A 23,087-nucleotide genomic window follows, 5' to 3' on the forward strand; every position below is an offset into this window, starting at 1 on the left:
CCGCCCCCTGTTTGCCCGTGCCGGAGATCCGTCAGAACTTGACGGTGGCGCCGACTGCGAAGCGACGGCCCAGCGCGTCGTAGGTCGACGGATAGGTGTTGCCGCTGTTGAACGTGGTCGAACCGACGGTACCACCGACGACGGGCGGGTCGCGATCGAACAGGTTCATGACCGTGAAGGTCAGGTCGAAATGGTCGCCAATGGCAAAGCGCGTCGTCAGATCGAAGTAATCGTACGACGGGATCTTGCCGAAGTTGACGGCCTTGCCCGCCAGTGCGCCCGTGGCGATCGTGCCGCTGAACGTCGTGACGCCCGGCTCGACGCGCATCGAGCTGATGTGGCGCCAGTTCACCGAGAAATCGACGCGGTTGAAGGTCAGCGTGGTGCGCTGGTTCCACGTGATCTGCGGCTGGAGCGAGCCGGCCGACGACGACGGACCAGCGGAAGCGGGCGAACCGCAGTTCTGGCCGTAATAGCCTACGCAGCTGCGGACCAGCGACAAGGGTGTCGCCTGGAACTTCGACCGCGACGTCCAGTTGCCGAGGAAGCCGAGGTTCAGCTTCGCGAAACCGAGGTTGCGGCGATAGTTGACGTTGAGATCGATACCATCGGTGAGGACCGTACCGAGGTTGCTCGGAGCGATGAACAGACCGGCCGTGGTTGCGGGATCGCCGTCGAGCGCACCCGTCGCCGGATTGCGGCGGATCGACGTACACGCCACGTTCGACGCGCTGGCGGCGGTGATCCCGGCGCCCGTGCGGTTGCCGAAGCACAGATTGTAGGCGTCGCCTGCGGTCGGCTGCGAAATCGCGTTCTTGATCGAGATATTGTAGTAATCGACCGAGACCGACAGGCCGGGAACGTAGTTCGGCTGATATACGAGGCCGAGCGTGTAGGAGTCCGACTTTTCGGGCTGGAGCGCGAGATTGCCGCCGCCGGTGAAGTTGGCCTGCGCTGCGGTCGGGGTCTGGATGCTGCCGATCGAGGCCGCCGGGGCGCCCTGTGCAAGGCAGACCGCGCGGAGGTTGGCATTCGTGGTCGGCCCGGTGCCGGCGCACGCATCGTACGACAGGTTCGTCAGGCCGGTCGAAACCGGTGCGAACAGTTCGTTGATGTTCGGCGCGCGAACAGCGCGCTGATAGGTGCCACGGATGCGGATCCCGCTCGTCGGCTCCCACGTTGCGCCGCCCTTGTAGGTCAGCGTGTCATAGCCACGCGAACCCGCGGTATCGACCTTGTAGCTCGAATAGCGCAGGCCGCCTTCGAGCGTCAGGCTCTTGAAGAACGGCTTGTCGGTGACCACCGGAACGATCAACTCGCCATAGCCTTCGGTCACATGATAGCCGCCCTGGAAGGTCGGCGCAGCACCGCCTGCGCCACCGAGCTCGCCCGGCGTCTGCGACAGCGTGTCGGACGCCTGCGACGCGGTGTATTTGCGATACTCGGTACCCAGCGCGAACCCGATCGGCGTATCGGCGAAGGGCGACGTCACGCCGATGTCACCGTTGAGCAGCGCGCGCGCTTGCGCCAGCGACGCGCGGTTTGACGTCGTGCTGTTCGCGGTCAGATACGACACCTGATTCGGCGTGATCGATCCTTCAGGTCCGAACAGGTTGATCGGAACGCAGCCGGTCCCCGCCGTGATGCTGGCGGCACCGTTGGGCCCGTTGGGAAGGCAGCTCGTGGTATTGGTGGCAAACGCCGCAGCGCGAAGCCGCGAGGTCAGCACATAGTTCTGGATCGACTGGATGTTCTCGGATTCGCCGTACGAACCGTTGATGTCGAGCTTGATCGAATCGGTGATCCCGATCTTCACGCCGGCGCGGTAATCGAACAGCGTCGTGGTGTAATCCGACAGACGCGAGCCGACTTCGGTCGTGCGGCGGTTGGTCGCCACCGTGAAGTAGCGGAAGTTCGGATCGGTCGTCGCGGTTGCCGTCGCTGCGGCGGCGCACTGCGCTGCCGTCAGCTGAGCGACCTGAACGCCCGTCGCGCTGAAGGTCGGGTTGTTATCGCAGAAGGTCTGCCGTGCTGCCGCTGGCAGATACGGGTTCGAGAACGGAATCGCGAGCGACGAACCAAAGCTGCCCGACGGCGCGATGATCGTGCTCACCTGGTTCTTCGAGAACATTCCGCGCGAATAGACTTCGACATGGTCGGAGATGTCATACCGCGCCGCGCCGTAGATATTGTAGCGCTGGAACGGCGTCTGGAAGATGTTGTACGGGTTGAAGTTGAACGGCACGACCGGCGACTGCAGCGCGCCCGTGGTCGGGTTGATCTGGCGATTGCCCGAAACGCGTGCAGCTCCCGTGCCAAGACCGGCGACCGAGAAGCGCGTCGGCACCGTCGTGCCCGAACCACCGGCCGCGCCGCTGGTCGAGGTGTAGTTGTTGACCGCGATGTTGCGCGCGCCCTGATAGACCGGGTCGGAATGCTGATAGCCGACCGACAGCACCGCGTTGCCACGGCCGTCGTCGAAATTGGCGCCAATCGTCAGATCGGCGCGATAGGTGTGGCCATCGCCGCGCTCGGTGATCTGGTTCGACACCGTCGCCTCGACGCCCGAGAAATCCTGGCGCGTGATGAAGTTGATGACGCCCGACACGGCGTCGGCGCCATACGTCGTGGCAGCGCCGCCGGTCACCGTCTCGACGCGCTGGACGAGCGCGAGCGGGATGTTGTTGAGATCGACGCGACCGACGGTGTTCGACGGCGTGATGCGGTTGCCGTCGAGCAGCACGACGTTGCGGAAGTTGCCGAGGCCGCGAAGATCCGCGTAGCTGGCGCCGCCATTGCCGTTATTGACCGCCGAGCCGATGCTCGCGACCGCGCCCGGCAGATCGCGCAGGACCTGTTCGGCGGTGTTGGTCTGGCGCAGCGCCAGTTCGTCCGAACCGATCACTGCAACCGGCGTCGAGCTGACGAGATTGGGATTGCGGATAAGGCTGCCGGTGACGACGATATCGGCACCGCTTTCCGTGGGAGTCGACTGCGCTGCGGGCGCGGGTTGCGCGGTGGTGTCGGCGGGCGGCGTAGCGGGCGCGGTCTGCGCGAAGGCAGGCGCCGAGGCCAGTGCCGCGCTGGCGAAGAGAGTGGACCCAAGCAAAATGGACCGCGTCGTCGATTTCATAAAACCCCCATTCCGGCCTGTTCGGCTGGTGTAATCTGTGCCCGATCTTGGACGGATGTTGACACATGGGTATGATATCCCGAGGTAGGACCGCAACGGGCTAATACGTCGCCGTGTGAATATTGTTCGGCCTGTGATGTTTTAGATACAGATCGCAACGTTCGGACAGATTTCCGCCCGGCGGGCGCCCGCTACGACGGCTACAACCATGGGAGCACGGTCTCTTGCCCACACGCGCCACTGCCCTGATCGCCTGCCTTGCGCTAGCGCCACTCCCTGCCGCAGCGCAGACCACCGAGAGCCGGGGTGAAGGCTTGGTCTCGGCGCTCGCTGCATGTCGCACGGCAGCCGCCGACCAACGCCTGGCGTGTTACGAACAGGCCAGCGCGGCCCTTATCTCCGCGCGCGATCGCCACGAGATCAGGATCGTCGACCGCGAAGCGGTCCAGCGCGCCAAGCGCTCGCTGTTCGGGTTCTCGCTACCGCACCTCAATCTGTTCGGCACCGGCAAGGAAGATCCCCGCGCCGACTCGGACACCGACGTTCGCGAGATCACCAGCACCGTGACATCCGCCCGCCAGGCGGCCTACGGCCTGTGGGCGTTCGGGCTTGCCGAAGGCGGGGAATGGCAGTCGACGGCCGAATCGCCGACCTTCGATCCGCGCAAGGGCGACACGGTCACCATCAAGGCAGGCATGCTGGGCCGCTATACCGCGAAGATCGGCAAAGGCCGCGCGGTCGATGTGAAACGGCTCCGCTGATTCGGTCGCGGTCGCATCGCCCCCCCCCGGCGAAGGCTGGGATCGTGTGACGCGCATGCGCTGCGCCGGGTTGAAGCGATCCAGGCGTTAGCCCGGATGACGGCGGCAATCGCCGCGTCGGCACCGCACACAGCAAAACGGCGCAGCGTCGGGGCTTTCGCCACGACGCTGCGCCGTCCCGCCGGCACCCCCGAGCAGGCAAACCCGCTCGGGGAGCCGCGAGATCAGAACTTGAAGTTCGCCCCAGCGCGGAAGCTGCGACCGACGATCCCGGCCATGTGCCAGGTCGGCAGGTAGTTGGCGCCCGAATACGATGCCGGTGCCAGCGGGGCCTTCTCGCCGGTGATGTTGCCGACATAGACGTTGAAGGTGAAGCTGTCGTTCACCTTGAAGGCAGCGTTGACGTCGGCATAGACGAACCGCTTGATATAGCAGAAATTGTTGCCAGTGCCGTACAGGTTGCCGGTGTTCTCGCCCTTCGCATTGGCACAGCTCAGATCGTCGCCTTCGTCAGCGGCGACTTCCTTGATCCGCGACACGTAATAGGTCGTCGCGGTCAGCGCGAAGCGACCGAAGTCGAGCGTGTTCTGCCAGTTGCCGCGGACGCGCGGCGTGCCAGCACCCGACGACAGTTCGTAAGGCCCAAGCGTACCGGCATATTTCTGGATCTTGCCACCGGTCGCCGGATCGAGGTCGTACTGGATCACATAAGTCATATCGAGGCGGCTGGTGAACTTCACGCCGTCGGCGATCGGAACGGTCACGTTGGCGCCGAAGTCGAGGCCCGAGCTCTTGATCGAGCCGGCGTTGACGAACGGCACGTTGATGATGAGCACGCGCGGCAGCGCGTTCGGGAACAGCGGATCGGGCGAGTCGACGGCCGAAACGGTGTAGCCTGCCGGCAGCGCGGTCCCAGCGAAATAGTTCGCACGGGCAGTGAGCGCATCCGGACCGGTCACGATCACGTCGGTCTTCTTGATGTTGTAGTAATCGACCGTGAAGCTGACGTTGCGGACCGGCTCGGCCACGATCCCGGCGGTGAAGCTGCGCGACTTCTCGGGCTTCAGATTGGGGTTGCCGGTCGAGCCCGAACCAAGGCTGTAGGCCTGGGCGTAAGGGTTGGTGTTGCCACCAGTGATCAGGCCACCATGTGCCAGCTGGAAGCTCGCCGGCGGCGTTACCGTCACGAAGCCGGCATAGCTCGACGCCGGATTATTTTCGGCGAAGGTCGGCGCGCGGAAGCCGTTCGAATAGGTGCCGCGGATCGCGAGCTGCTTGATCGGTGTCCACTTGGCGCCGATCTTGGGCGAGAAGTGGCTGAAGCCTTCCGAATAATGATCGTAGCGGCCCGAAGCGTTGACCTCGAGCGTATCGAGGATCGGCGCGTTGACTTCGAAATAGCCAGCGAAGACATCATGCGTACCGAACGCCGCCGAGGTGTTGGCGTATTTGGTCAGACCCGGGTTGTTGCTGTTGTTGACTTCGGTCTCGTGGCGGAACTGCCCGCCGACCGCGACCTGCAGATTGCCACCTGGCAGGGCGAAGAGGTCCTTGGCGATCGATGCATCGACCGAGATCAGCGAGGTGTGCGACGGAGTCGTGTAGACCGGCGCGATCGTGTTGCGCACCGCCTCGGTGTTCAGCGACGGATTGACGAAGTTGTAAGCACCGGTGTTGATCGCGTTCTTCAGCCCGGCAATGTCGAGCACGCCGTGGTTCTCGATCGAGAAATTGTCGCGCGCGCCGACCGCATCGACCTTCCAGTGATAATCGCCTGCAATGTCGCCGTTGAAGCCGACTGCGCCACGGATCACTTCGTTGTTGCGGATCGAATAGACCGGGATGTCGCCGAACGCGTAATAGATGCGCGCTGCATTGCCCTCGGCCGCATACGGGTTGTTGGGGTTGAAGCGGCGATCTGCGGCGGTCAGGCAATTGATGCCGGCTGCGCACACGAAGGCCGGAAGCACGATGCCCGGGTTGCTCGACGACTGGGTCGGCGAAGCACCGTATGGCTGCGTCTGGCGGATGCCGTTGGGCGCGCGGCCGATCGTGACCTGGCTGTGCGAATAGCTGCCGGTGGCATAGCCCTCGATTGCGTCGGAAAGGCGAACGCTCAGTCGCCCGCTGAAGTTGTACCGCTCCTGCGACGGCTGGATGTCGTTATAGCGCGTGCCATATTCCTGGCCGTAATCGTGCGCGCAGCCCGTGCCCCCCGCAGCGCCCGCCACCGTGAAGGTGCCGCGCGTGCACTGCGCGGTCCCGCCGAGCAGCGTGTAGGTGCCCGAGGCGGCGCCGCCGGCGAAGGGATTGTTGGGATCGGTCTGCGTTGCGCGGCGCACGACGGCGTTGGTCGATTGGAACTGCAGCGAACTGTCGCCGCTATTGTTGTCGAGGCCACCGATCGAGCTCAGATCGTTGGTGTTGTACGGGAAGCCGCGCGTCGTCGCGCCGATCGGCTGGTCCTTCTGATATTCGCCGTTGACGTAGAAATTCCAGCCCTTGGCGTCATAGTCGCCATAGCCGGCGGTCAGGTTGGCGCGATAGCGGGCGCCGTCGCCCTTCTCGGTCACGCCGCCTTCGACCGTGCCCGAGACGCCGGTGAAGTGCTTCTTCATGATGATGTTGACGACGCCGCCGATGGCGTCTGCACCGTAGCTCGACGAAGCGCCGTCCTTGAGGACTTCGATCCGCTCGACCGCGCTGAACGGGATCGAGTTGAGATCGACATAGGCGTTGTGGCCGTCGTCGTTGAGCGGGAAGTTGGTCGAGCGCAGCCCGTCGATCAGCACCAGCGTCGACGAGACGCCGAGGCCGCGCAGCGATACCGCGGCGCCGCCGGCCGAGAAGCCGTTGGTGAAGCCGGTCGAGATCGAGCCCGCGCCATCGGCCGAGATCGAGCGCACGGCGTCGTTGATGTTGGTGATGCCGGCACGCGACAGCGTCTCGGTGGTCAGCACGGTGACCGGCGACGGCGTCTCGGTATTGGTGCGGCGGAAGATCGAGCCGGTGACGACGATGTCCTTGCCTTCTTCGCTCGCCTGGGTCGGCGCGGACTCAGGTGGCAGCGGTGCGGTGCTCTGCGCAAAGGCTGGCCCCGCCGAAAGCGCAATGAGCAATGCGACGGGCGCTGCGGTTGAACGAAGACGCGCGACTGCGCGGGCTTGCATGGACTGCATCGAAGAAAACCCCTGTTGTGCTGACGGCAGTGTTGCCGGCGACGACCACGATCCCCCGTGTCGTCGCTATGTCACGAGACTGTAAGGCAGAGACCGTATTGTAAAGGGTTCGTAACGGAACTTTTCCAAGTGTCGCCGCAATGCAACACTATTTCAAATGAAACCGGTTTGGCGTTACAAACGCCGCTTCACCGATCGCCGCTCATTCCGAACGCGGCATCGGCCCCGCAACCAGCAGCGGATCGATCTTCGCTTCGCGCCACTTCAGGCTCCAGTGCAGATGCGGCCCGGTCGCGCGCCCGGTCATCCCCGACAGCGCCACCGGCTGCCCGCGCCGGACTCGCTCGCCGACGCGCACGTCGATCCGCGCGAGGTGGAGGAACGCGGTGTTGAGGCCATTGCCGTGATCGATCATCAAGAGGTTGCCCTCGAGCGTGAAGGGGTGATCGGCGGCCAGAATGACCACGCCGTCGGCGGGCGCGAGGAGCACCGAGCCCTGCGGCTTGGCGACATCGAGGCCCGAATGGTACGACCCTGCCTCGCCATTCTGGTAGATCCGCTGCGAGCCGAACAGCGTCGAGATGCGGCCCGTCGTCGGCCACAGGAAGGTCTGCCGCCAGCCTTGCGAATCCGACTGGACGCGCCGCGCGGCGTTGATCTGCGCGAGTTCGGCGGGGCGGAGCCGGTCGAATTCGGGTTGCGGCAGCGGAATCTTGGGGAGCGTCGACAGGCGCGAAATGTCCCAGCCGCGCGGCGCGATCGTCAGCGTGTCGCGCACGACGCGGCCATCCTCGAGCGTCGCGACGAGGGTCGCGCTCGGGCCGGCATCGCGGTCGAAGCCGATCAGGAAGCGGCCATCGCTCGCCACCGGGATCGCCGCGCCGTTGAAGCTCAACAGGCTGGTGCCGGCGGGCGCGATGCCGATGACGATGCCGCCCTGGATCATCGATCCGGTGTAGCTGAGGTTTGCCGGACGGCGCGCCGGCGGCGCGGTGACGCGCTGGGGGGCCGCTTGTTGAGGGGCCGAACGCTCGGCCGCCGCCGCGCAACTGCCGAGGACGACCATTGCGGCGAAACCGGTGGTCCAGCTGGCGATGATCGAAATGCCCCCCCGGGCCTTCATGCGGGCGTCATCGCTTCGGTCGCGAGCGCCGCGCTGGCATAGGCTTCCTGCTTGGCGACGCTCCAATAGCGCAGGTCGTCGAGCGCGATGCGCGTGCCGCTGACCGCGCAGACGACGTGATCGCCGGGCGCCAGCACGCGAAACCCGTTCGCCATGAAGTGGAGCCGCGCGGGGCGATCGGTATTGGACATCAACATGGCGCGGCTCTTTTAGAGGAGGGTGGGCTGTTCGGGTGACGGGCCACCATATGCCTTGGCGCCGCTGCGCTCAACCTTGGCGTCGACCTCGCCGTCGCGGAAGTGGAGCGTGACCGTCCCTGCGCTGCGCGCCGCGCTCGCCGAGCCGACCACCGCGCCCGAGGGCCTGGCCGAGACGAAGGCATAGCCGCGGTCGAGGATCGCATTGGGCCCGAGCGATTCGACCAGCCGCCACGTCGCGCTCAGCCGGTCGCGCCCGCGTTCGAGCTGGCGGTCGAGCGTCGCGAGCCGCAAGGCGCCTGCCGAGCGATCGAGCTGCCCGCGCGCGACGACGACGCGGCGCTCGAGCCCCCGATCGAGCCGCGCGCCGAGATCGTCGGCCTTCTGCCGCTGCGGCCCCAGGAGCGCGTCGCGGCGCGGCAGCACGCGGACCAGCGCGTCGAGCCGCTCGCGGCCGCGCTCGGCATAGCGCCGCGCGCATTTCTCGGTGCGGTTGCCATAGCCCGCCAGCGTCAGGCGCAAATCGGCGAGCACCGGCACCGCCATTTCGGCCGCCGCCGTGGGGGTCGGCGCGCGCAGGTCGGCGGCGAAATCGGCGAGCGTGGTGTCGGTCTCGTGGCCGACCGCCGAGATCAAAGGGATGCTGCACTTGGCGATCGCGCGGACGACGACTTCCTCGTTGAACGCCCACAGATCCTCGATCGACCCACCACCGCGCGCGACGATGACGAGGTCTGGCCGGTCCCCGAGCGGCATCGCGTCGAACCCGGCGATCGCGCGTGCGACCTCCTCGGCGGCGCCCGCACCCTGCACCTTGACCGGCCAGACGAGCACATGCGTCGGGCAGCGATCCTCGAGCCGGTGAAGGATATCGCGGATGACGGCGCCCGTCGGCGAGGTGACGACGCCGATGCGGCGCGGCAGGAACGGCAGCGGCTTCTTGGCGGAAGGTGCGAACAGCCCCTCCCCCGCAAGCTTCGCCTTGAGCTTTTCGAGCAGCGCCATCAGCGCGCCCTCGCCCGCCAGCTCCATCCGATCGATGATGATCTGATATTTGGAGCGACCCGGATAGGTGGTGATCTTGCCCGTCGCGATCACCTCGGCGCCGTCCTGCGCGGTGAAGCCCAGTTGCGCGACATTGCCCTTCCAGATGACGCCGTCGATCACCGCGCTGTCGTCCTTGAGGCTGAGATAGGCGTGGCCAGACGACACGCGCTTGTAGCCCGAGATCTCGCCGCGCAGCCGGACGAAGCCGAATTCGGTCTCGACGACGCGCTTGAGCTTTCCGGCGAGTTCCCCGACACTCATCGGCGCGGCGTTGTCGCCGGGAGCGGGCTCGGCTACGAGGCCGCCCAATCCGGCGCCCATCCCCTCGCGCCGCGCAATCTCTAGAAAAGGGTCCGCCATTGAATGTCCTGTTGATCGGCTCGGGGGGTCGCGAACATGCGCTGAGCTGGAAGCTCGCGCAATCGCCGCGCCTGCGTACACTGTTCGCCGCACCCGGCAATCCGGGCATTGCAGCGCATGCGCAGATCGTATCGCTCGAGTTGACCGATCACGCCGCGGTGGTGGCCTTTTGCGCCGAGCAGTCGGTCGAACTGGTCGTGATCGGCCCCGAAGCCCCCTTGGTCGACGGTCTCGGCGATAGTCTCCGCGCGGCTGGTGTCGCGGTATTCGGCCCGGACAAGGCGGCGGCGCAGCTCGAAGGCTCGAAGGCGTTCACCAAGGCGCTGTGCGACCGCGCGGGCATCCCGACCGCGGGCTATGTCCATGCGACGAGCCGCGCCGAGGCGCGCCATGCGCTCGATCGCTTCGGCGTTCCCGTGGTCGTCAAGGCCGATGGCCTTGCCGCCGGCAAGGGCGTGACGGTCGCGATGACGCGTGAAGAAGCCGAGGCGGCGCTCGCCGATCTGTTCGGCGCGCGTGGCGGGGAAGCAGTGATCGAGGAATTCCTCGAAGGCGAGGAAGCCAGTCTGTTCGTGCTGACCGACGGCACGGACATCCTCAGCTTCGGCTCGGCGCAGGACCACAAGCGCGTCGGCGAAGGCGATACCGGGCCGAACACGGGCGGCATGGGCGCGTACAGCCCGGCCCGCGTGCTCACCCCCGACCTCGAAGCCCGCGCGATCGAAGATATCGTCAAGCCGACCGTCGCGGCGATGGCGGCGGCGGGGACACCGTTTTCGGGCGTGCTCTATGCCGGGCTGATGCTGACCGCGGACGGCCCCAAGCTGATCGAATACAATGCGCGCTTCGGCGACCCCGAGTGCCAGGTGCTGATGGCGCGGCTCGACGAGGATCTGCTCGAGCTGCTGCTATCGGTGGCGACCGGCACGCTCGGCGAGCGTGAGCCCACGAAGTGGGTCTCGCAGACCGCGCTGACCGTCGTGCTCGCCGCCAACGGCTATCCCGGCACACCGGCGAGCGGCGGGACGATCGACGACGTGGCAGAAGCCGAGGAGACCGGCGCGTTGGTCTTCCAGGCGGGAACGCGGCTCGACGGCGAGCAGCTCGTCGCATCGGGCGGGCGCGTGCTCGCGGTGACGGCGCTTGGCGATACCGTCGCCGCCGCGCAGCAAGCGGCGTATCACGCAGTCGACCAGATCGTCTTCCCGAGCGGTTTCTGCCGCCGCGACATCGGCTGGCGCGAGATTGCGCGCGACGCGGGCTGAGCTTGTGCGTTAGCCTTTGTAAACATCAGGAGTAGCGTCATGTCTTCCGGCCCCCAGAACCCCAATCAGGCAATCGACGTGATGGTGCCGATCACCATCTCGCACGTCATCCTGATGGTCGCGCTCGCCGCCGCAGCGATCGCGATCCTGATCTACGGCACGATCATCGCCCGCCGCCGCCGCAATGCGGCAAAGCAGGTCGAGGAGAATTTCGCGATCGCCGAGGAGCACGGCGCGACCGCCGAGCCGGGGAGCGCGTCGATCGACGGGACGCCGGCGGTGTCGTCCGACGTGCCGAAGGCGGAGCGCGCGCCCGATGCTGCGGAGATGCCGCGTCCAGCGCCTGCGGCTGCACCAGTTTCTGCTCCGGCTCCGACTCCGGCTCCGATTGCCGCACCTGTCGCGGCTCCAGCGCCGGTTGCGACCCCAGCCCCAGTTGCAGCACCTGTCCCGGCCCCAGCGCCCGTCCCCACTCCAGCCCCGGCTGCAGCGCCCGCCGCGGCGACACCGATCGCGAGCGACCTTACGCAGATCAAGGGGCTCGGCCCCAAGCTGGCGGCAACGCTCGCCGATCTCGGCATCACCCGCGTCGAGCAGATCGCCGCGCTGACCCCCGATGCCGCCGCCGCGCTCGACGCCAAGCTCGGCGTCTTCAAGGGCCGCATGACGCGCGACCGCTGGATCGAGCAGGCCACGCTGCTGAGCACGGGCGACCGCGCGGGCTATGAGGCGGCGTTCGGGAAGCTGGGCGGGTAAACAGGGCAACGGGGGACGCAGGTCGGGGGACTTTTGCTTGACTCGATTGACCCCAAGACGCGACATCTTCAGCGGCGATCGTTTCCATTTCTTGCATAATGCAGGCGGGAGCGTTCGACGATTTCAAAGAGCCTGGAGGGCATATCACAATCCCGTGATGTAGGACAGCGCGGGGTCAGCGGACGCTCCATTGCAGACGCCCGATCCCGGGCATATCCTCGGCGGCGGGCTACTCGTCGTGGCTATCTGTCGGAGACCATCGATGCGCTATCTGGCACTTCTGTTCGCGCTCGTCACCACTCCGGCGCTTTCGGCAAGCACGCCGACCGATGGTGCCGCCGCCTTGCTGGCGCAGACCGCCGGTCGCTGGCAGGGGGAGCTCGCATATCGCGATTACCAGTCGAACAGCTGGCAGGCGCTGCCCGTGACCGTGACGATCGCCGCGCAGCCCGACCAGGTGACGACGATCCGCACCGCCCAATTCGACGACGGACCCAAGACGGGGATCGTGACGATCACCACGGTAACGATGGTCGACCCCGCCGCCGCGACGGTGGCCTACGCCAGCTTCCGCCGCAGCCGCGCGCCCGATTCGGGAAGCGCCAAGATCGTCTCGGTCGTGCCGGGGGTCGATGCGGCGCACTGGACGATGGTGACGACCGAGCGGCGCGGCGACGGCAACGACATGGCGCAGGTTCGGGAAACGACCACGCGCGCGGGCGATACGATGACGACGCTGAAGGAGGTGAATCCCGATGGCGACAAGCAGGACGTCTGGCTTCCGCGCAACCGGTCTGTGCTGCGCCGGACCGGATCCTAGTCTCCAAACCGATGTCACTCTAGAGGTCGTGGGGGCGCCTCAGCCGCCGCGAAACCCGCCGGGTCAGCCCAGCCGGAACCCGGCCTCGCGCGCGCGGCTCACTAGCAGCTTGTCGATCCGTCGCCCGTCGAGATCGACCACCTCGAACTTCCAGCCCTGCTCGACGAAGCTCTCGCCCTCGCCCGGCAGATGCCGGAACACCGCGAGCGCGAGCCCCGCGACGGTCGCGTAATCGCGCCCCTCGGGCAGATCGATCCCCAGTCGCTCGGCGAGCGCGTCGACCGCCATCTGGCCCGCGACCAGCAGCGAACCGTCGTCGCGCGTCACCACCGAGGGCGCATCGTCGGGATCGGTGTCCGAGGCGAATTCGCCAGCGATCGCCGCGAGCAGATCGGCGGGCGTGACGATCCCTTCGAAATGGCCGTATTCGTCGTGGATCAACGCCATCGGCACCTCGGCCTGGCGCAGCGCATCGAGTGCGTCCATCGCGTCGATCTGGTCGAGCACGACCGGCGCCTGGCGCATCAGCGCGCGCAGGTCGAATGCCCCGCCCTCCAGCAGGGCGACCGCGATGTCGCGCGCCTGCACCACGCCGATCACGGTGTCGACCGAGCCTTCGGTTACCGGCAGCCGGCTGTGCGATGCCTGCATCAGCGCGGCGCGGATCCCGGCATCGTCCATCGTCGCGTCGATCCACTCGATGTCGGTGCGCGGTGTCATCACCTCGCGCACCGGGCGATCGGCGAGGCGGACGACCCCCGAGATGATCGAGCGTTCATGCTCCTCGATGATCCCCGACTTGCTGGCCTCGGCGACGATCAGATGGAGCTCCTCGGCGGTGACATGCTCCTCGCTCTCGCGCTTCAGGCCCATCAGCCGGAACAGCAGCCCCGACGACGAATCGAGCAGCCACACCAACGGCGCGGTAATCCGCGCGAGCAACAGCACCGGCCCCGCCATGATCGCGGCGAGCGGCTCGGGCGCGCGCAGCGCGATCTGCTTGGGGACGAGCTCGCCGATCACCAGCGAGGCGTACGTCGTGATGCCGATCACGATCGCGAAGCCGAGCGACTGCGTCGTTTCGGCGCCGAGTCCGAGGAATGCCAGCCGCGCCGCGACCGGGCCGCCGAGACTCGCGCCCGAATAGGCGCCCGAGAGGATGCCGATCAGCGTGATGCCGATCTGCGTGGTCGAGAGGATCTTGCCCGGATCGGCGGCGAGCGCGAGCGCGGTGCGCGCGCCGCGCGCGCCGACGCGCGCCATCGCCTCGAGCCGCGCCTTGCGCGCAGAAACGATGGCGAGCTCGGACATCGCGAAGACGCCGTTGACGATGATCAACACGGCGATGATCGCGACGTCGATCCAGGGAAAGGGGGGAAGCGGGTGCATGGCGCCGCGCACCTTTCGCGCGAATCGGGTCATTGCACAACCGTTCTCGCGCTCCATCGTGCAGGCGGGTATGCGTCAGGGCGTGGCTGGACATCGGTGCGCAAGCGGAACAACCGGCGCATCCGGCGGGTTTGATCAGCCCTAGCAGCGCGTACCGGCTGGAAAAGGGATAGCAGCATGACGACGACCTTCCGCACCTTGGCGACCACCGCCGCGCTCGGCGCCCTGCTCGCGACCGGCGCGTGCGCGACGCCGCAGGCGGCGCAGACGCCGCGCGTGGCGGACACCGCGGTCGGTGGGATCGGCGCGGCGCTCGGCGGCTATCTGCTCGACGACGTCATCGGCGGGCGGCGCGCCCGCACCGCGAGGATCAGCGCCGCCGGGATCGGCGGGATCGCGGGCGCCGGGATCGGCGCATACATGGACCGACAGGAAGCCGAGCTGCGCGCGCGGATCACGGGGACCGACGTTCAAGTGACGCGGCGCGGCGACGATCTGATCCTGACGATCCCGTCGGGACTGAGCTTTGCCTATAAGGATGCGAGCGTCGCGCCGGGCTTCCAGCCGACGCTCGACCAGATCGCCAGCGTGCTCAAAGCGTACGATCACGCGCTTGTCGACGTCTATGGCCACACCGATTCGGTCGGGTCGGATTCGTACAATCAGCGGCTGTCCGAACGGCGGGCGGCGTCGGTCGCGGCGTATCTCGTCTCGCATGGGGTCAACGCGGCGCGGCTCGGCACCAAGGGGTTCGGCAAGGCGCAGCCGATCGCCTCGAACGAGACGCCCGACGGCCAGGCGGCGAATCGGCGCGTCGAGATCAAGATCGTACCGATCGCCGATACCGATCTGCGCTAAGGCGCGGCAGTGCGCCCGTCACCCCAGCGAAAGCTGGGGTCTCGTGCTGCTCGCGCGGTGCCTCCAGGCCGGAGCCCCCAGCTTTCGCTGGGGTGACGGATGGGGTAACGGTCCGCGGGTCTCAGCGCCGCGCGGCGAAGAAGCCTTTCAGCAACGCCGCAGCCTCGCCCTCGCCGATCCCGGGAAAGATCTCGGGCCGGTGATGCACCGTGCTTTGCGAGAACAGCCGCGGGCCGTGCTCGACCGCGCCGCCTTTCGAATCGCTCGCGCCGTAATAGAGCCGCGCGATTCGGGCGTGGGCGATCGCGCCGGCGCACATCGCGCAGGGTTCGAGCGTGACCCACAGATCACAGTTCTGCAGCCGATCTTCGCCAATCGCGGCGGCGGCGGCGCGAATCGCCAGCATCTCGGCGTGCGCGGTCGGATCGTGCAGCGCGCGCGGAGCGTTTGCCGCGGTCGCGATGATGCGGCCGTCGAGCACCACCACCGCGCCGACCGGCACTTCACCGGCGGCACCGGCGGCGGCGGCGGCATCGAGTGCGGCACGCATGAAAAGGGGCATGGGGATCACGACCGTCCCCATGCCCCACTCAGGCGCGAATCGCTACTTACTGCGTGGTGACGCTGTTGCCGTCGGCGCCGGTCGGCTTGTTGACGCGCAGCGTCGGGACCGAGATCGTCTTGGTCGTGGTGGTCACGGTCGGGACTTCGATCTCTTTGGTCTTGCTGCCGAATTCTACGGTCGCCATGTTGGCGGTGACCTCGGGCGCCTTGCCGCCGTTGACGCTGAGCGACGGCAACGAGCCCGCCCTGGTGTCGATCTTGAGCATACCCAGCGATACGAGCGCGACCACGACAAGCGCGGCAAGGCCGACCAGAGCTAACAGAAACCGCATGATCTTCTCCAACAGGACACTCGAACACTGCGCATTCGAATCGTTACCGTAACCAACGCCGCGTCTTCCTGAAGGTTGCAAGCGGTGCCGAACACGCAGCCGAATCGCCACGCGCGGTTGACCGACTGGCTCGCGTTCGGTATGCGCCCCGCCTTCACGAGCTGCTTCACGGCTCAATCTGGTATTCAGGAATTCAAGATGTCGCGCATCTGCGAACTGACCGGCAAGGGCCGGATGGTGGGTAACAACGTTTCCCACGCGAACAACAAGACCAAGCGTACGTTCCTGCCGAACCTGCAGAACGTCACGCTGATCTCCGACGCGCTCGGCACCAGCGTCAAGCTGCGCGTCTCGGCGCACGGCCTGCGCTCGGTCGAGCATGTCGGCGGGCTCGACAACTGGCTCGTCAAGACGACCAACGACAAGCTCTCGCTGCGCGCGCGTCGCCTCAAGCGCGACGTGTCGAAGAAGCTGACGGCCGCTGCGCCGCAGGCTGCCGCCTAACCTACCCTTTGCTCCGGTCGGGCTTATGCTCGACCGGATCGAGCCTGAACTTGAACAGCAGGCTGCGCTCTAGCGCGAACTGGTTATCGTCCGAGACGAGCCAGATAATCGTCGTGCCCGCTTCGCGCGTGGCGGCGACTCCCTCGAAATTGTCGTGCAGCAGCGGTGCCGCGATCGTCGCGATGTCGCGTCCGCGCACGCTCGCGCCCGGCTTGACCTGCTGTGCGTCGACGATCGTCAGCGTGCTCGAAAAGCGCAGCTGCGCGAAGCGACGGCTGAGGATCAGCCAGCGTCCGTCGGGAAGGACCGTCATATCGGTCACGTCATACCCCTCGGGCGGAATGAAGTTGAAGCGGAAGCCGCCGCGCGGGTGCACGACCGGATCGCCATAGAAAACGATCCCGCCCCGCCCGGGCTGATCGGGCCAGGGCGTCGTCTCGTTGATCGTCGCCATCCCGCCGCCCGGCAGCAGCGTCATCGCCTCGGGCCCCTCATTCTCGGGCCAGTTCTTCATCACCGGCGGCGCGACATGCGCCAGCGCGCGATGAAAGCCCGAATCGTAGCGCCAGAACTGGTTATAGCTTTCGAACCCGACCCAGACGTCGCCGGTCTTCGGGTCGACGCTCATCGATTCGCTGTCGCGGTCGCGCTTGCTCCAGCCCTGCCCCGGTCCGTCGGGGAGCGTGGTGATACTGCGCTGATGGACACGAAAATCGCGCCCCATCGTGAAGCGCAGCACATCGCCGCCGTCGCTCAGCAGCGTGAAGCGGTCGCCCGCGACGTGCAGCGACGAAAAGCCGCCAAAGGCGGGGTCGCCGCTCGACAGCTTGATCCCGCCGAGCCACGCCAGATCCCCCACGCGCGTGCGGTGCGGATCGGCGAAGTCGAGCTCGACCGGCTCGACCTGAAAGGGATAGGCTGGGTCGAACACCTCGCGCCGCTGCGCTCCCATCCAGTCGGGAACGAGAACGACGCACAGCAGGACCGACCACAGAATTCGCATTCCCCGCCCCTGCGGGAGGCATCAAGCGCGCGCAACCGCGTTTCGACCCAGTGCTGCGATGAACGGTGGGTAACAAGCGCATTCAGGCTTACCTCAGCAGCGAGTCGCCATACCGTCAGCATTGGAACACCGCCTACCAGGAGACGCATCATGATGAAGACGCTCACGCTCGCCGCTACCGCGATTGCCATGACCGCCTCGGGCCTGGCCGCAACGCCCGCTGCCGCGCAGCGCTATGACGATCAGAGCTATGCCTACGCCCAGGCCTATCGCGACGGCTACAATCGTGACGATGGCTATCAGGACCGCCGCGCATACCGCGATGACCGCCGGTATGACGATGGGCGGCGCTATGACGACCGCCGCTATTACAACCGTTCGCGCTGCAATTCGGGCAATACGGGAACGATCCTCGGCGCGATCGCGGGCGGTCTGCTCGGCAACACCATCGCAGGGCGCGGCGACCGGACGCTCGGCACCGTGCTCGGCGCAGGCGGTGGTGCGCTGGCCGGGCGCGCGATCGAGAAGGACGGGCAGCGCTGCCGATGACGAGTGCAGGCGCGGCTACGACCGCGCCGATGCGGGCTTAGCCCGCAGCACTCGGCACGGCCGGCGGGTCGCCCCCCGGGCGAACCCGACCGACGGCGGCTTTGCCGCCGGCGCTGGAGGATTTCAGAGTTACCCTCGGCGCACGCAAAGCGAGGGTGTGAGGCCGGCTTCTCCTCGAGGAGGCCGGCCTCTTCTTTAGCTATCCGTCTGGCTGGGATCGCCGCCGGCAAAGCCGTCGGCCGGATCGGGGTGAACCCCGTCCGCCGGCCGTGCCGGGCGCTGCGCCGCAGGCGCATCGGCGCGGGCGGGGCCGCGCCTGCGCCCGTCAGTACATATGCTGCCCGCCATTGATGCTGAGCGTCGACCCAGTCACGAACCCACCCTCGTCCGAGCACAGGAACGCAACGCCGCGCGCGATCTCGCTCGCCTGGCCCAAGCGGCCGACGGGGATCTTCGCGACGATCTTCTCCAGCACATCGGCCGGCACCGCCGCCACCATGTCGGTGTCGATATACCCCGGCGCGATCGCATTGACCGTCACGCCAGCGCGCGCGCCCTCCTGCGCCAAAGCCTTGGTGAAGCCGTGGATACCCGATTTCGCTGCGGCGTAATTGACCTGGCCGTACTGCCCGGCCTGGCCGTTGATCGACCCGATATTGACGATCCGCCCCCATTTGCGGTCGCGCATCCCCGGGAACACGCCCTTGGCCATGTTGAAGCAGCCGCCGAGATTGGTGTCGATCACCTCTTTCCACGCCTGGTAGCTGAGCTTCATGATCGTGCCGTCGCGCGTGATGCCGGCATTGTTGACGAGCACATCGATCGGCCCGAGATCGGCCACGACACGTGCGCACCCGTCCTGGCAGGCGTCATAATCGGCGACGTCCCATTTGTACGCGGCGATTCCGGTGCGCTCGGTGAAGTCGCGCGCGCGGTCGTCATTGCCGGCATAGGTCGCTGCGACGGTCATCCCGTGATCCTGGAGCGCAAGGCTGATCGCCTCGCCGATCCCGCGGGTTCCGCCGGTTACGATCGCGACGCGTGCCATTCTACTCTCCTCAAAGGATCTGTGTCCGGGCGCCACGCTAAGCGGCGCTCACCCAGCCTTCAAGTTCACGCGCGAGTAAAGTGCGCAACATTTCGACACCGGTGTCGCTGGCATTAAGGCACGGGATATAGGCGAAATGCGTGCCGCCCTTCTCCTCGAAACTCTCGCGCCCGCGGATCGCCAGTTCCTCGAGCGTCTCGAGACAATCGGCCGAGAAACCGGGTGCGACGATCGCGATCTTGGTGATTCCCTTGGCCGGCAATTCCTCGAGCGTGATGTCGGTCGCCGGCTCGAGCCATTTCGCGCGCCCGAAGCGCGACTGGAACGACACGATCAGCGGCTTCCCCAGCCGCTCGCCGAGCAAGCGCCCGGTCTTCTGGCAATGGCAGTGATACGGATCGCCGAGTTCGAGCGTGCGCTGCGGCATGCCGTGGAAGCTCGCGACGATCGCCTGCGGCTCGAAATCGAGCGCCGCGACGCCCGCTTCGATCGAGGTCGCGAGCGCGTCGATATAGACGGCATCGTCATGATAGGGGGGGAGCGTGCGCAACGCGGGCTGCCAGCGCATCTTGGCCAGCGCCTCGAACGCCTTGTCGTTGGCGGTCGCGGTCGTCGCGCCGCAATATTGGGGATAGAGCGGCGCGACGAGGATCCGCTCGCAGCCCGCATCCTTCATCGCTTGCAACCGCTCGGGAATCGACGGCTTGCCGTAGCGCATCGCCCAATCGACCATCACGCCCGGCCCGAACGCGCCTTGCAGCGCTTTGTTCTGCGCCTTGGTGATCGCGGCGAGCGGCGATCCGTCCTCGCTCCACACCTGCGCATAGGCCTCGGCCGATTTCTGCGGCCGCGTGTTGAGGATGATGCCGCGCAGGATCGGCTGCCAGATCAGCGGCGGAATCTCGACCACGCGCCGGTCCGACAGGAATTCCGCCAGATAGCGTTTGACCGACTTGGTATCGGCGCCGTCGGGCGTGCCGAGATTGGTCAGCAAGATGCCGACTTTCCGCTTGGGGATGGGGGGATGATCGGCAGGCAGCATCACAGGGTTCCGGGCATTAGCGGCAAGCTCCGCAGGCGATAGCCCGTAGCGGCTTGCAGCGCATTGGCAATCGCTGGCGCGACGGGCGGCACGGCAAGTTCGCTCACCCCGCCCGGATCGGCCTCGCTCGGCACGAGCTCGACGGTAATATCGGGCGTGTCGGCGAGCCTTGGCAGCCCGAGGCCGCCGAACCCGCGAACGGTCGCAAGATTATCCTTGAAGCCCGTCGTGCAGCCCGTCGCCGCCGCCATGCCGAACAGCAGCCCGCCCTCGATCTGCTGGCGGACGAGGTCGGGGTTGATCTGCCGCCCGCAATCGACCGCGGCGACGATGCGGTCGACGCTGACCGCCTGCCCCTCGCCGACATGCGCCTCGACCAGCACCGCGATGTGGCTGCCACGAAAGCTGTGGCAGGCGATCCCCTGCCCGCTTCCCGCGACGCCGCCTTCCCAGCCGCCGAGCGAGGCGGCGGTCGAGAGACACCGCGCGAGCCGCGCGTCGCCGCCGAGCATGGCGATGCGGAACGACAAGGCCTCGGTTCCGGCGACATGCGCGAGTTCGTCGAGGAAGCATTCGGTGAAGAAACTGGTGTAGCTGTGCGCGCCCGAGCGCCAATGCCCGGTCGGCACGCCGATCTCGGCGGGATGGTGATCGATCGCGACGGCGGGGATGCGATACGCCGGCATCGCGCCCGCGACGGCATAGGGGTCGGCCGCCCCGGCGAGCGCGAGCGCGGCGCTCGTGCCCGCGTCGTGCGCGAACATCCGCCGCGCGAGGTCGTGCCCCGTCGCGGGTGCGGCGATCTTGGCGGAAAGCCCGAGGATCTGGCCGTTGGTGCCGAGCCGCGCGGTCATCCGCGCGTGCGCCGGCGGGCGATAGCGATCGTGCAGCAGATCCTCGACCCGGCTCCAGACGAGCTGGACCGGACGCTTGATCGCGTGCGCCAGCACCGCCGCCTGCGCCGCGCACTCGGTCTCGAGATTGGCGCCGAACGACCCGCCGATGAGCATCGGGTGGACGAGCACTGCATCCTCGGCAATCCCGATCGCCGCCGCTGCTGCGGCGCGCGCCACGCCTGGGGCTTGCGTCGGCAGCCACAGTTCGAGCCGGCCATGGCTGAACTGCGCAGTCGCGGTCATCGTCTCGAGCGCAGCGTGGGGCGCGAGCCCGACCTGATACGCCGCGCTGACCAGCCGCGCGCCCTTGAACGCCGCGGCGACATCGCCTTGCGCGACCATCTGCGTCCCCGGCGCTGCCAGCGCGGCGGCGAGCGCAGCGGCGATGCTCGCGCTGTTCACAATCGGCCCCCTGGTCTCGAAGCGCGGCGCGAGCGCATCGAGCGCGCGGTTGGCCGACCACCAGGTATTCCCGATCGCCGCGACCCAGCGATCGTTGGTGACGACCTGCAGCACGCCATTAACGCGGTCGGCCGCAGCACGATCGACGCGCACCACTCGGCTGTCGCCGACCGGACCCTGGCGGATGCTCGCATAGACCATGTCGGGGAGCCGGACGTCGCCGGCAAAGGTCGCCGAACCGTCGACCTTCGACGGCGCATCGAGCCGCGGCAGCGACTGTCCCGACAGCCGCCCGGCGGGATCGCTGCGCAGCGGAAGCGGATCGGGCAGCGCCGCCCTCCCGAAATCGCGCACCGCTTCGACCGCGAGCTCGCCGAAGCGCAGCCGGTCCTTGCCGTGTACGACGAAGCCCTCGCCGGTGGTGCAGGCCTGCCAATCGATCTTCCACCGCGCGGCGGCTGCCTTGCACAGCAGGACACGCGCCGCTGCCCCCGCCGCGCGCAGCGGATCCTCGAAACTGCGCACCGAGCTCGACCCTGCGGTCAGCGTCAGCCCGATCCGCACCGCATGGCCATCGCGCCAATGCTTGAGCAGGCCGTTATCGGGCTGTTCGAACAATTGCTCGGCGCCGAACGGGTTGGCGTAAAGCGGATTGCTCGGCGCCGGCTCGACCCCGACGGTGCGCCAGTCGGCGCCGAGCTCGTCGGCGACGATCTGCGGCAGCGCGGTATAGACGCCCTGGCCATGTTCGGCCTGCGGCACCGCGACGATGACGCGTCCATCGTCGCCGATCTTGAGCCACGCGCCGAAGATCGTCTCGCCAGGGTCGGCGGTGAGATTGCCGACATAATTGCGCGGCCACAGCTGCCACGCGACGACCAGACCGATCCCCGCGCCGCCCGCGATCAGCAGCGTGCGACGGTCGACCGTGGGGAGCGTGGGGGATGCCATCGCCAAGCTCTATCGCGCCGCGCGGTGCGCCGCCAGTTCGCTGTGCACCGCGCGGCGACCGGATGCAGACAGACTGCAAGGCGGCATGGCGGCATCGAAGCGCCGCGACCGCGTGTCGATGATTCGAGCCTGATCGTGCCCGGGTCCGGTGCCGCGCAGCTGCTGGCAAATGCCGGGCGTAGGGCTATCACGGGCGGATGATGTCTCTCTACGCGCTCGCGCTGGCCTCAGCATTGCAGCACGCCGACACCGCAAATGGCGGTCCCGCGAGCACATCTGAGGTCGACGCCATAAACTGCCGCCTCGATGTCCCCGGCTACACGCAGTTCGCCATGGCGATCGATGGCGAGGAGAAACTCGCGCAAACGCGCCGTTGGAAACGGATCGCCTCGCGCAATGCCTTCCTGAACGAATATGAGCTGCCGCAGGCAATCACCGTCGCCGGCGCGTACAGCACCCGCCGGATCGCGTTCACCGCGAACGCGATCCTCGCCATCCTCGACTTGCCCGAGCCAGCTACGGTCGCGCGCCCCGAGCAGGTCGAAAACGCCATGTCCAGCGACCCGATGATCGCCGCGCTCGTCGACACCGGCACCATGACCGATGCGCAGGCGGAGGCTGCGGTCCCGTTCCGCAAATTCATGGGCGAGCGCATTCTGAAAGACGTCACCGAGCCGGCGGCGGAGGGACAAAGCTACGGCAGCCATATGGTCGTCGCGCGGACCATCTCCAACGCCACGACGCATCCGGGCAAGACCTTCTACGGCTGCAGCTACCGCTTCGAGATGCTCGACAAGGACGGGGTGCCGCTGTGACGCCGCGGCCCCGCCCGGCGGCATCAGGGTGGCGCGGCCGTTTGCCGACGCCGCGGAGGATCCGCTGAGGAAACCGCGACCGCTCGAAACGCG

20 protein-coding genes are annotated in these 23,087 nt (G+C 67.2%); 8 read left to right on the forward strand and 12 right to left on the reverse strand.

All coding sequences use genetic code 11. The features are described from left to right. Positions 1–31: 31 nt before the first annotated feature. Entirely contained in the window at positions 32–3,133 is a 3,102-nt protein-coding gene (locus ABIB28_RS12750; RefSeq protein ID WP_354288468.1) for a TonB-dependent receptor domain-containing protein, read from the reverse strand. Positions 3,134–3,357: 224 nt separating this feature from the next. Between ABIB28_RS12750 and ABIB28_RS12755 the strand changes: the two genes are divergently transcribed. Further along, entirely contained in the window at positions 3,358–3,894 is a 537-nt protein-coding gene (locus tag ABIB28_RS12755) for a hypothetical protein (protein ID WP_133190827.1), read from the forward strand. Between the two features lie 224 nt (positions 3,895–4,118). On the opposite strand, the gene ABIB28_RS12760 is transcribed toward ABIB28_RS12755, so the two are convergent. The 4 genes from ABIB28_RS12760 to xseA all read right to left on the reverse strand — a co-directional run bounded on the left by ABIB28_RS12760 (position 4,119) and on the right by xseA (position 9,800). After that, positions 4,119–7,073 (reverse strand): TonB-dependent receptor plug domain-containing protein, encoded by a 2,955-nt coding sequence (locus ABIB28_RS12760; RefSeq protein WP_133190829.1) that lies wholly within the window; start codon positions 7,071–7,073, stop codon positions 4,119–4,121. Positions 7,074–7,275: 202 nt separating this feature from the next. Beyond that, complete coding sequence (locus ABIB28_RS12765) at positions 7,276–8,196, reverse strand: M23 family metallopeptidase (protein WP_354288469.1); 921 nt, start codon at positions 8,194–8,196, stop codon at positions 7,276–7,278. Continuing rightward, positions 8,193–8,393, reverse strand: a complete 201-nt coding sequence (locus ABIB28_RS12770; protein ID WP_189676148.1) for a DUF2093 domain-containing protein — start codon at positions 8,391–8,393, stop codon at positions 8,193–8,195. Before ABIB28_RS12770 ends, ABIB28_RS12765 begins: the two co-directional genes overlap by 4 nt. Before the next feature lie 12 nt (positions 8,394–8,405). Next, the gene (xseA, locus tag ABIB28_RS12775; RefSeq protein WP_354288471.1) at positions 8,406–9,800 is read right to left on the reverse strand and encodes an exodeoxyribonuclease VII large subunit; all 1,395 of its coding nucleotides are present in this window, start codon (positions 9,798–9,800) and stop codon (positions 8,406–8,408) included. On the opposite strand from xseA, the gene purD reads away from it, so the two are divergent. From purD to ABIB28_RS12790, 3 genes are all read left to right on the forward strand, one after another. Then, on the forward strand, positions 9,800–11,065 hold the full coding sequence (gene purD, locus ABIB28_RS12780; protein ID WP_354288472.1) for a phosphoribosylamine--glycine ligase: 1,266 nt from the start codon (positions 9,800–9,802) through the stop codon (positions 11,063–11,065). The genes xseA and purD overlap by 1 nt on opposite strands. Positions 11,066–11,104: 39 nt before the next feature. After that, positions 11,105–11,821: a helix-hairpin-helix domain-containing protein gene (locus ABIB28_RS12785; protein WP_354288474.1), complete on the forward strand. Its 717-nt coding sequence runs from the start codon at positions 11,105–11,107 to the stop codon at positions 11,819–11,821. A 262-nt stretch (positions 11,822–12,083) separates the two neighbouring features. Continuing rightward, entirely contained in the window at positions 12,084–12,641 is a 558-nt protein-coding gene (locus ABIB28_RS12790; protein WP_354288475.1) for a hypothetical protein, read from the forward strand. 63 nt (positions 12,642–12,704) lie between these two features. On the opposite strand, the gene ABIB28_RS12795 is transcribed toward ABIB28_RS12790, so the two are convergent. Next, positions 12,705–14,030 carry a hemolysin family protein gene (locus ABIB28_RS12795; protein ID WP_354288476.1) on the reverse strand — a complete coding sequence of 442 codons (1,326 nt, stop codon included), beginning with the start codon at positions 14,028–14,030 and terminating at the stop codon, positions 12,705–12,707. Between the two features lie 177 nt (positions 14,031–14,207). On the opposite strand from ABIB28_RS12795, the gene ABIB28_RS12800 reads away from it, so the two are divergent. Next, positions 14,208–14,888 carry a YiaD family glycine zipper/OmpA-like lipoprotein gene (locus ABIB28_RS12800; protein ID WP_354288478.1) on the forward strand — a complete coding sequence of 227 codons (681 nt, stop codon included), beginning with the start codon at positions 14,208–14,210 and terminating at the stop codon, positions 14,886–14,888. A 121-nt stretch (positions 14,889–15,009) separates the two neighbouring features. On the opposite strand, the gene ABIB28_RS12805 is transcribed toward ABIB28_RS12800, so the two are convergent. Beyond that, complete coding sequence (locus ABIB28_RS12805) at positions 15,010–15,438, reverse strand: nucleoside deaminase (RefSeq protein WP_133190843.1); 429 nt, start codon at positions 15,436–15,438, stop codon at positions 15,010–15,012. A 58-nt stretch (positions 15,439–15,496) separates the two neighbouring features. Beyond that, entirely contained in the window at positions 15,497–15,784 is a 288-nt protein-coding gene (locus tag ABIB28_RS12810) for a hypothetical protein (protein WP_133190845.1), read from the reverse strand. Positions 15,785–15,982: 198 nt separating this feature from the next. On the opposite strand from ABIB28_RS12810, the gene rpmB reads away from it, so the two are divergent. Further along, a complete protein-coding gene (gene rpmB / locus ABIB28_RS12815) occupies positions 15,983–16,288 on the forward strand; it encodes a 50S ribosomal protein L28 (RefSeq protein WP_133192112.1) in 306 nt (101 codons plus the stop codon). A 1-nt stretch (position 16,289) separates the two neighbouring features. On the opposite strand, the gene ABIB28_RS12820 is transcribed toward rpmB, so the two are convergent. Beyond that, complete coding sequence (locus ABIB28_RS12820; RefSeq protein WP_354288479.1) at positions 16,290–17,291, reverse strand: esterase-like activity of phytase family protein; 1,002 nt, start codon at positions 17,289–17,291, stop codon at positions 16,290–16,292. Between the two features lie 150 nt (positions 17,292–17,441). Here ABIB28_RS12820 and ABIB28_RS12825 point away from each other — a divergent pair, with 150 nt between their 5' ends. After that, positions 17,442–17,840 (forward strand): glycine zipper 2TM domain-containing protein, encoded by a 399-nt coding sequence (locus ABIB28_RS12825; protein ID WP_189676154.1) that lies wholly within the window; start codon positions 17,442–17,444, stop codon positions 17,838–17,840. A gap of 325 nt (positions 17,841–18,165) precedes the next feature. On the opposite strand, the gene phbB is transcribed toward ABIB28_RS12825, so the two are convergent. The 3 genes from phbB to ABIB28_RS12840 are packed head-to-tail and all read right to left on the reverse strand — an operon-like array spanning position 18,166 to position 22,179. Next, positions 18,166–18,888, reverse strand: coding sequence for an acetoacetyl-CoA reductase (gene phbB / locus ABIB28_RS12830; RefSeq protein WP_354288480.1), 723 nt, complete (start codon positions 18,886–18,888; stop codon positions 18,166–18,168). A 37-nt stretch (positions 18,889–18,925) separates the two neighbouring features. Then, a complete protein-coding gene (gene hemH / locus ABIB28_RS12835; protein ID WP_354288481.1) occupies positions 18,926–19,930 on the reverse strand; it encodes a ferrochelatase in 1,005 nt (334 codons plus the stop codon). After that, positions 19,930–22,179: a xanthine dehydrogenase family protein molybdopterin-binding subunit gene (locus tag ABIB28_RS12840; RefSeq protein ID WP_354288482.1), complete on the reverse strand. Its 2,250-nt coding sequence runs from the start codon at positions 22,177–22,179 to the stop codon at positions 19,930–19,932. Before ABIB28_RS12840 ends, hemH begins: the two co-directional genes overlap by 1 nt. A gap of 200 nt (positions 22,180–22,379) precedes the next feature. On the opposite strand from ABIB28_RS12840, the gene ABIB28_RS12845 reads away from it, so the two are divergent. After that, positions 22,380–22,994 carry a hypothetical protein gene (locus tag ABIB28_RS12845; RefSeq protein ID WP_354288483.1) on the forward strand — a complete coding sequence of 205 codons (615 nt, stop codon included), beginning with the start codon at positions 22,380–22,382 and terminating at the stop codon, positions 22,992–22,994. Positions 22,995–23,087 lie beyond the last annotated feature (93 nt).

The sequence above is a fragment of the Sphingomonas sp. UYEF23 genome, from assembly GCF_040546165.1.
GTDB lineage: Bacteria > Pseudomonadota > Alphaproteobacteria > Sphingomonadales > Sphingomonadaceae > Sphingomonas > Sphingomonas glacialis.

Coding starts and splice junctions, on each gene's coding strand:
- ABIB28_RS12795 (WP_354288476.1), bottom strand. CDS start 14,030: ATGCACCCGCTTCCCCCCTTTCCCTGGATCGACGTCGCGATCATCGCC.
- ABIB28_RS12805 (WP_133190843.1), bottom strand. CDS start 15,438: ATGCGTGCCGCACTCGATGCCGCCGCCGCCGCCGGTGCCGCCGGTGAA.
- ABIB28_RS12765 (WP_354288469.1), bottom strand. CDS start 8,196: ATGAAGGCCCGGGGGGGCATTTCGATCATCGCCAGCTGGACCACCGGT.
- phbB (WP_354288480.1), bottom strand. CDS start 18,888: ATGGCACGCGTCGCGATCGTAACCGGCGGAACCCGCGGGATCGGCGAG.
- ABIB28_RS12785 (WP_354288474.1), top strand. CDS start 11,105: ATGTCTTCCGGCCCCCAGAACCCCAATCAGGCAATCGACGTGATGGTG.
- ABIB28_RS12845 (WP_354288483.1), top strand. CDS start 22,380: ATGTCTCTCTACGCGCTCGCGCTGGCCTCAGCATTGCAGCACGCCGAC.
- ABIB28_RS12810 (WP_133190845.1), bottom strand. CDS start 15,784: ATGCGGTTTCTGTTAGCTCTGGTCGGCCTTGCCGCGCTTGTCGTGGTC.
- ABIB28_RS12750 (WP_354288468.1), bottom strand. CDS start 3,133: ATGAAATCGACGACGCGGTCCATTTTGCTTGGGTCCACTCTCTTCGCC.
- xseA (WP_354288471.1), bottom strand. CDS start 9,800: ATGGCGGACCCTTTTCTAGAGATTGCGCGGCGCGAGGGGATGGGCGCC.
- ABIB28_RS12840 (WP_354288482.1), bottom strand. CDS start 22,179: ATGGCATCCCCCACGCTCCCCACGGTCGACCGTCGCACGCTGCTGATC.
- ABIB28_RS12760 (WP_133190829.1), bottom strand. CDS start 7,073: ATGCAGTCCATGCAAGCCCGCGCAGTCGCGCGTCTTCGTTCAACCGCA.
- ABIB28_RS12790 (WP_354288475.1), top strand. CDS start 12,084: ATGCGCTATCTGGCACTTCTGTTCGCGCTCGTCACCACTCCGGCGCTT.
- ABIB28_RS12820 (WP_354288479.1), bottom strand. CDS start 17,291: ATGCGAATTCTGTGGTCGGTCCTGCTGTGCGTCGTTCTCGTTCCCGAC.
- ABIB28_RS12825 (WP_189676154.1), top strand. CDS start 17,442: ATGATGAAGACGCTCACGCTCGCCGCTACCGCGATTGCCATGACCGCC.
- ABIB28_RS12800 (WP_354288478.1), top strand. CDS start 14,208: ATGACGACGACCTTCCGCACCTTGGCGACCACCGCCGCGCTCGGCGCC.
- ABIB28_RS12770 (WP_189676148.1), bottom strand. CDS start 8,393: ATGTTGATGTCCAATACCGATCGCCCCGCGCGGCTCCACTTCATGGCG.
- hemH (WP_354288481.1), bottom strand. CDS start 19,930: ATGCTGCCTGCCGATCATCCCCCCATCCCCAAGCGGAAAGTCGGCATC.
- rpmB (WP_133192112.1), top strand. CDS start 15,983: ATGTCGCGCATCTGCGAACTGACCGGCAAGGGCCGGATGGTGGGTAAC.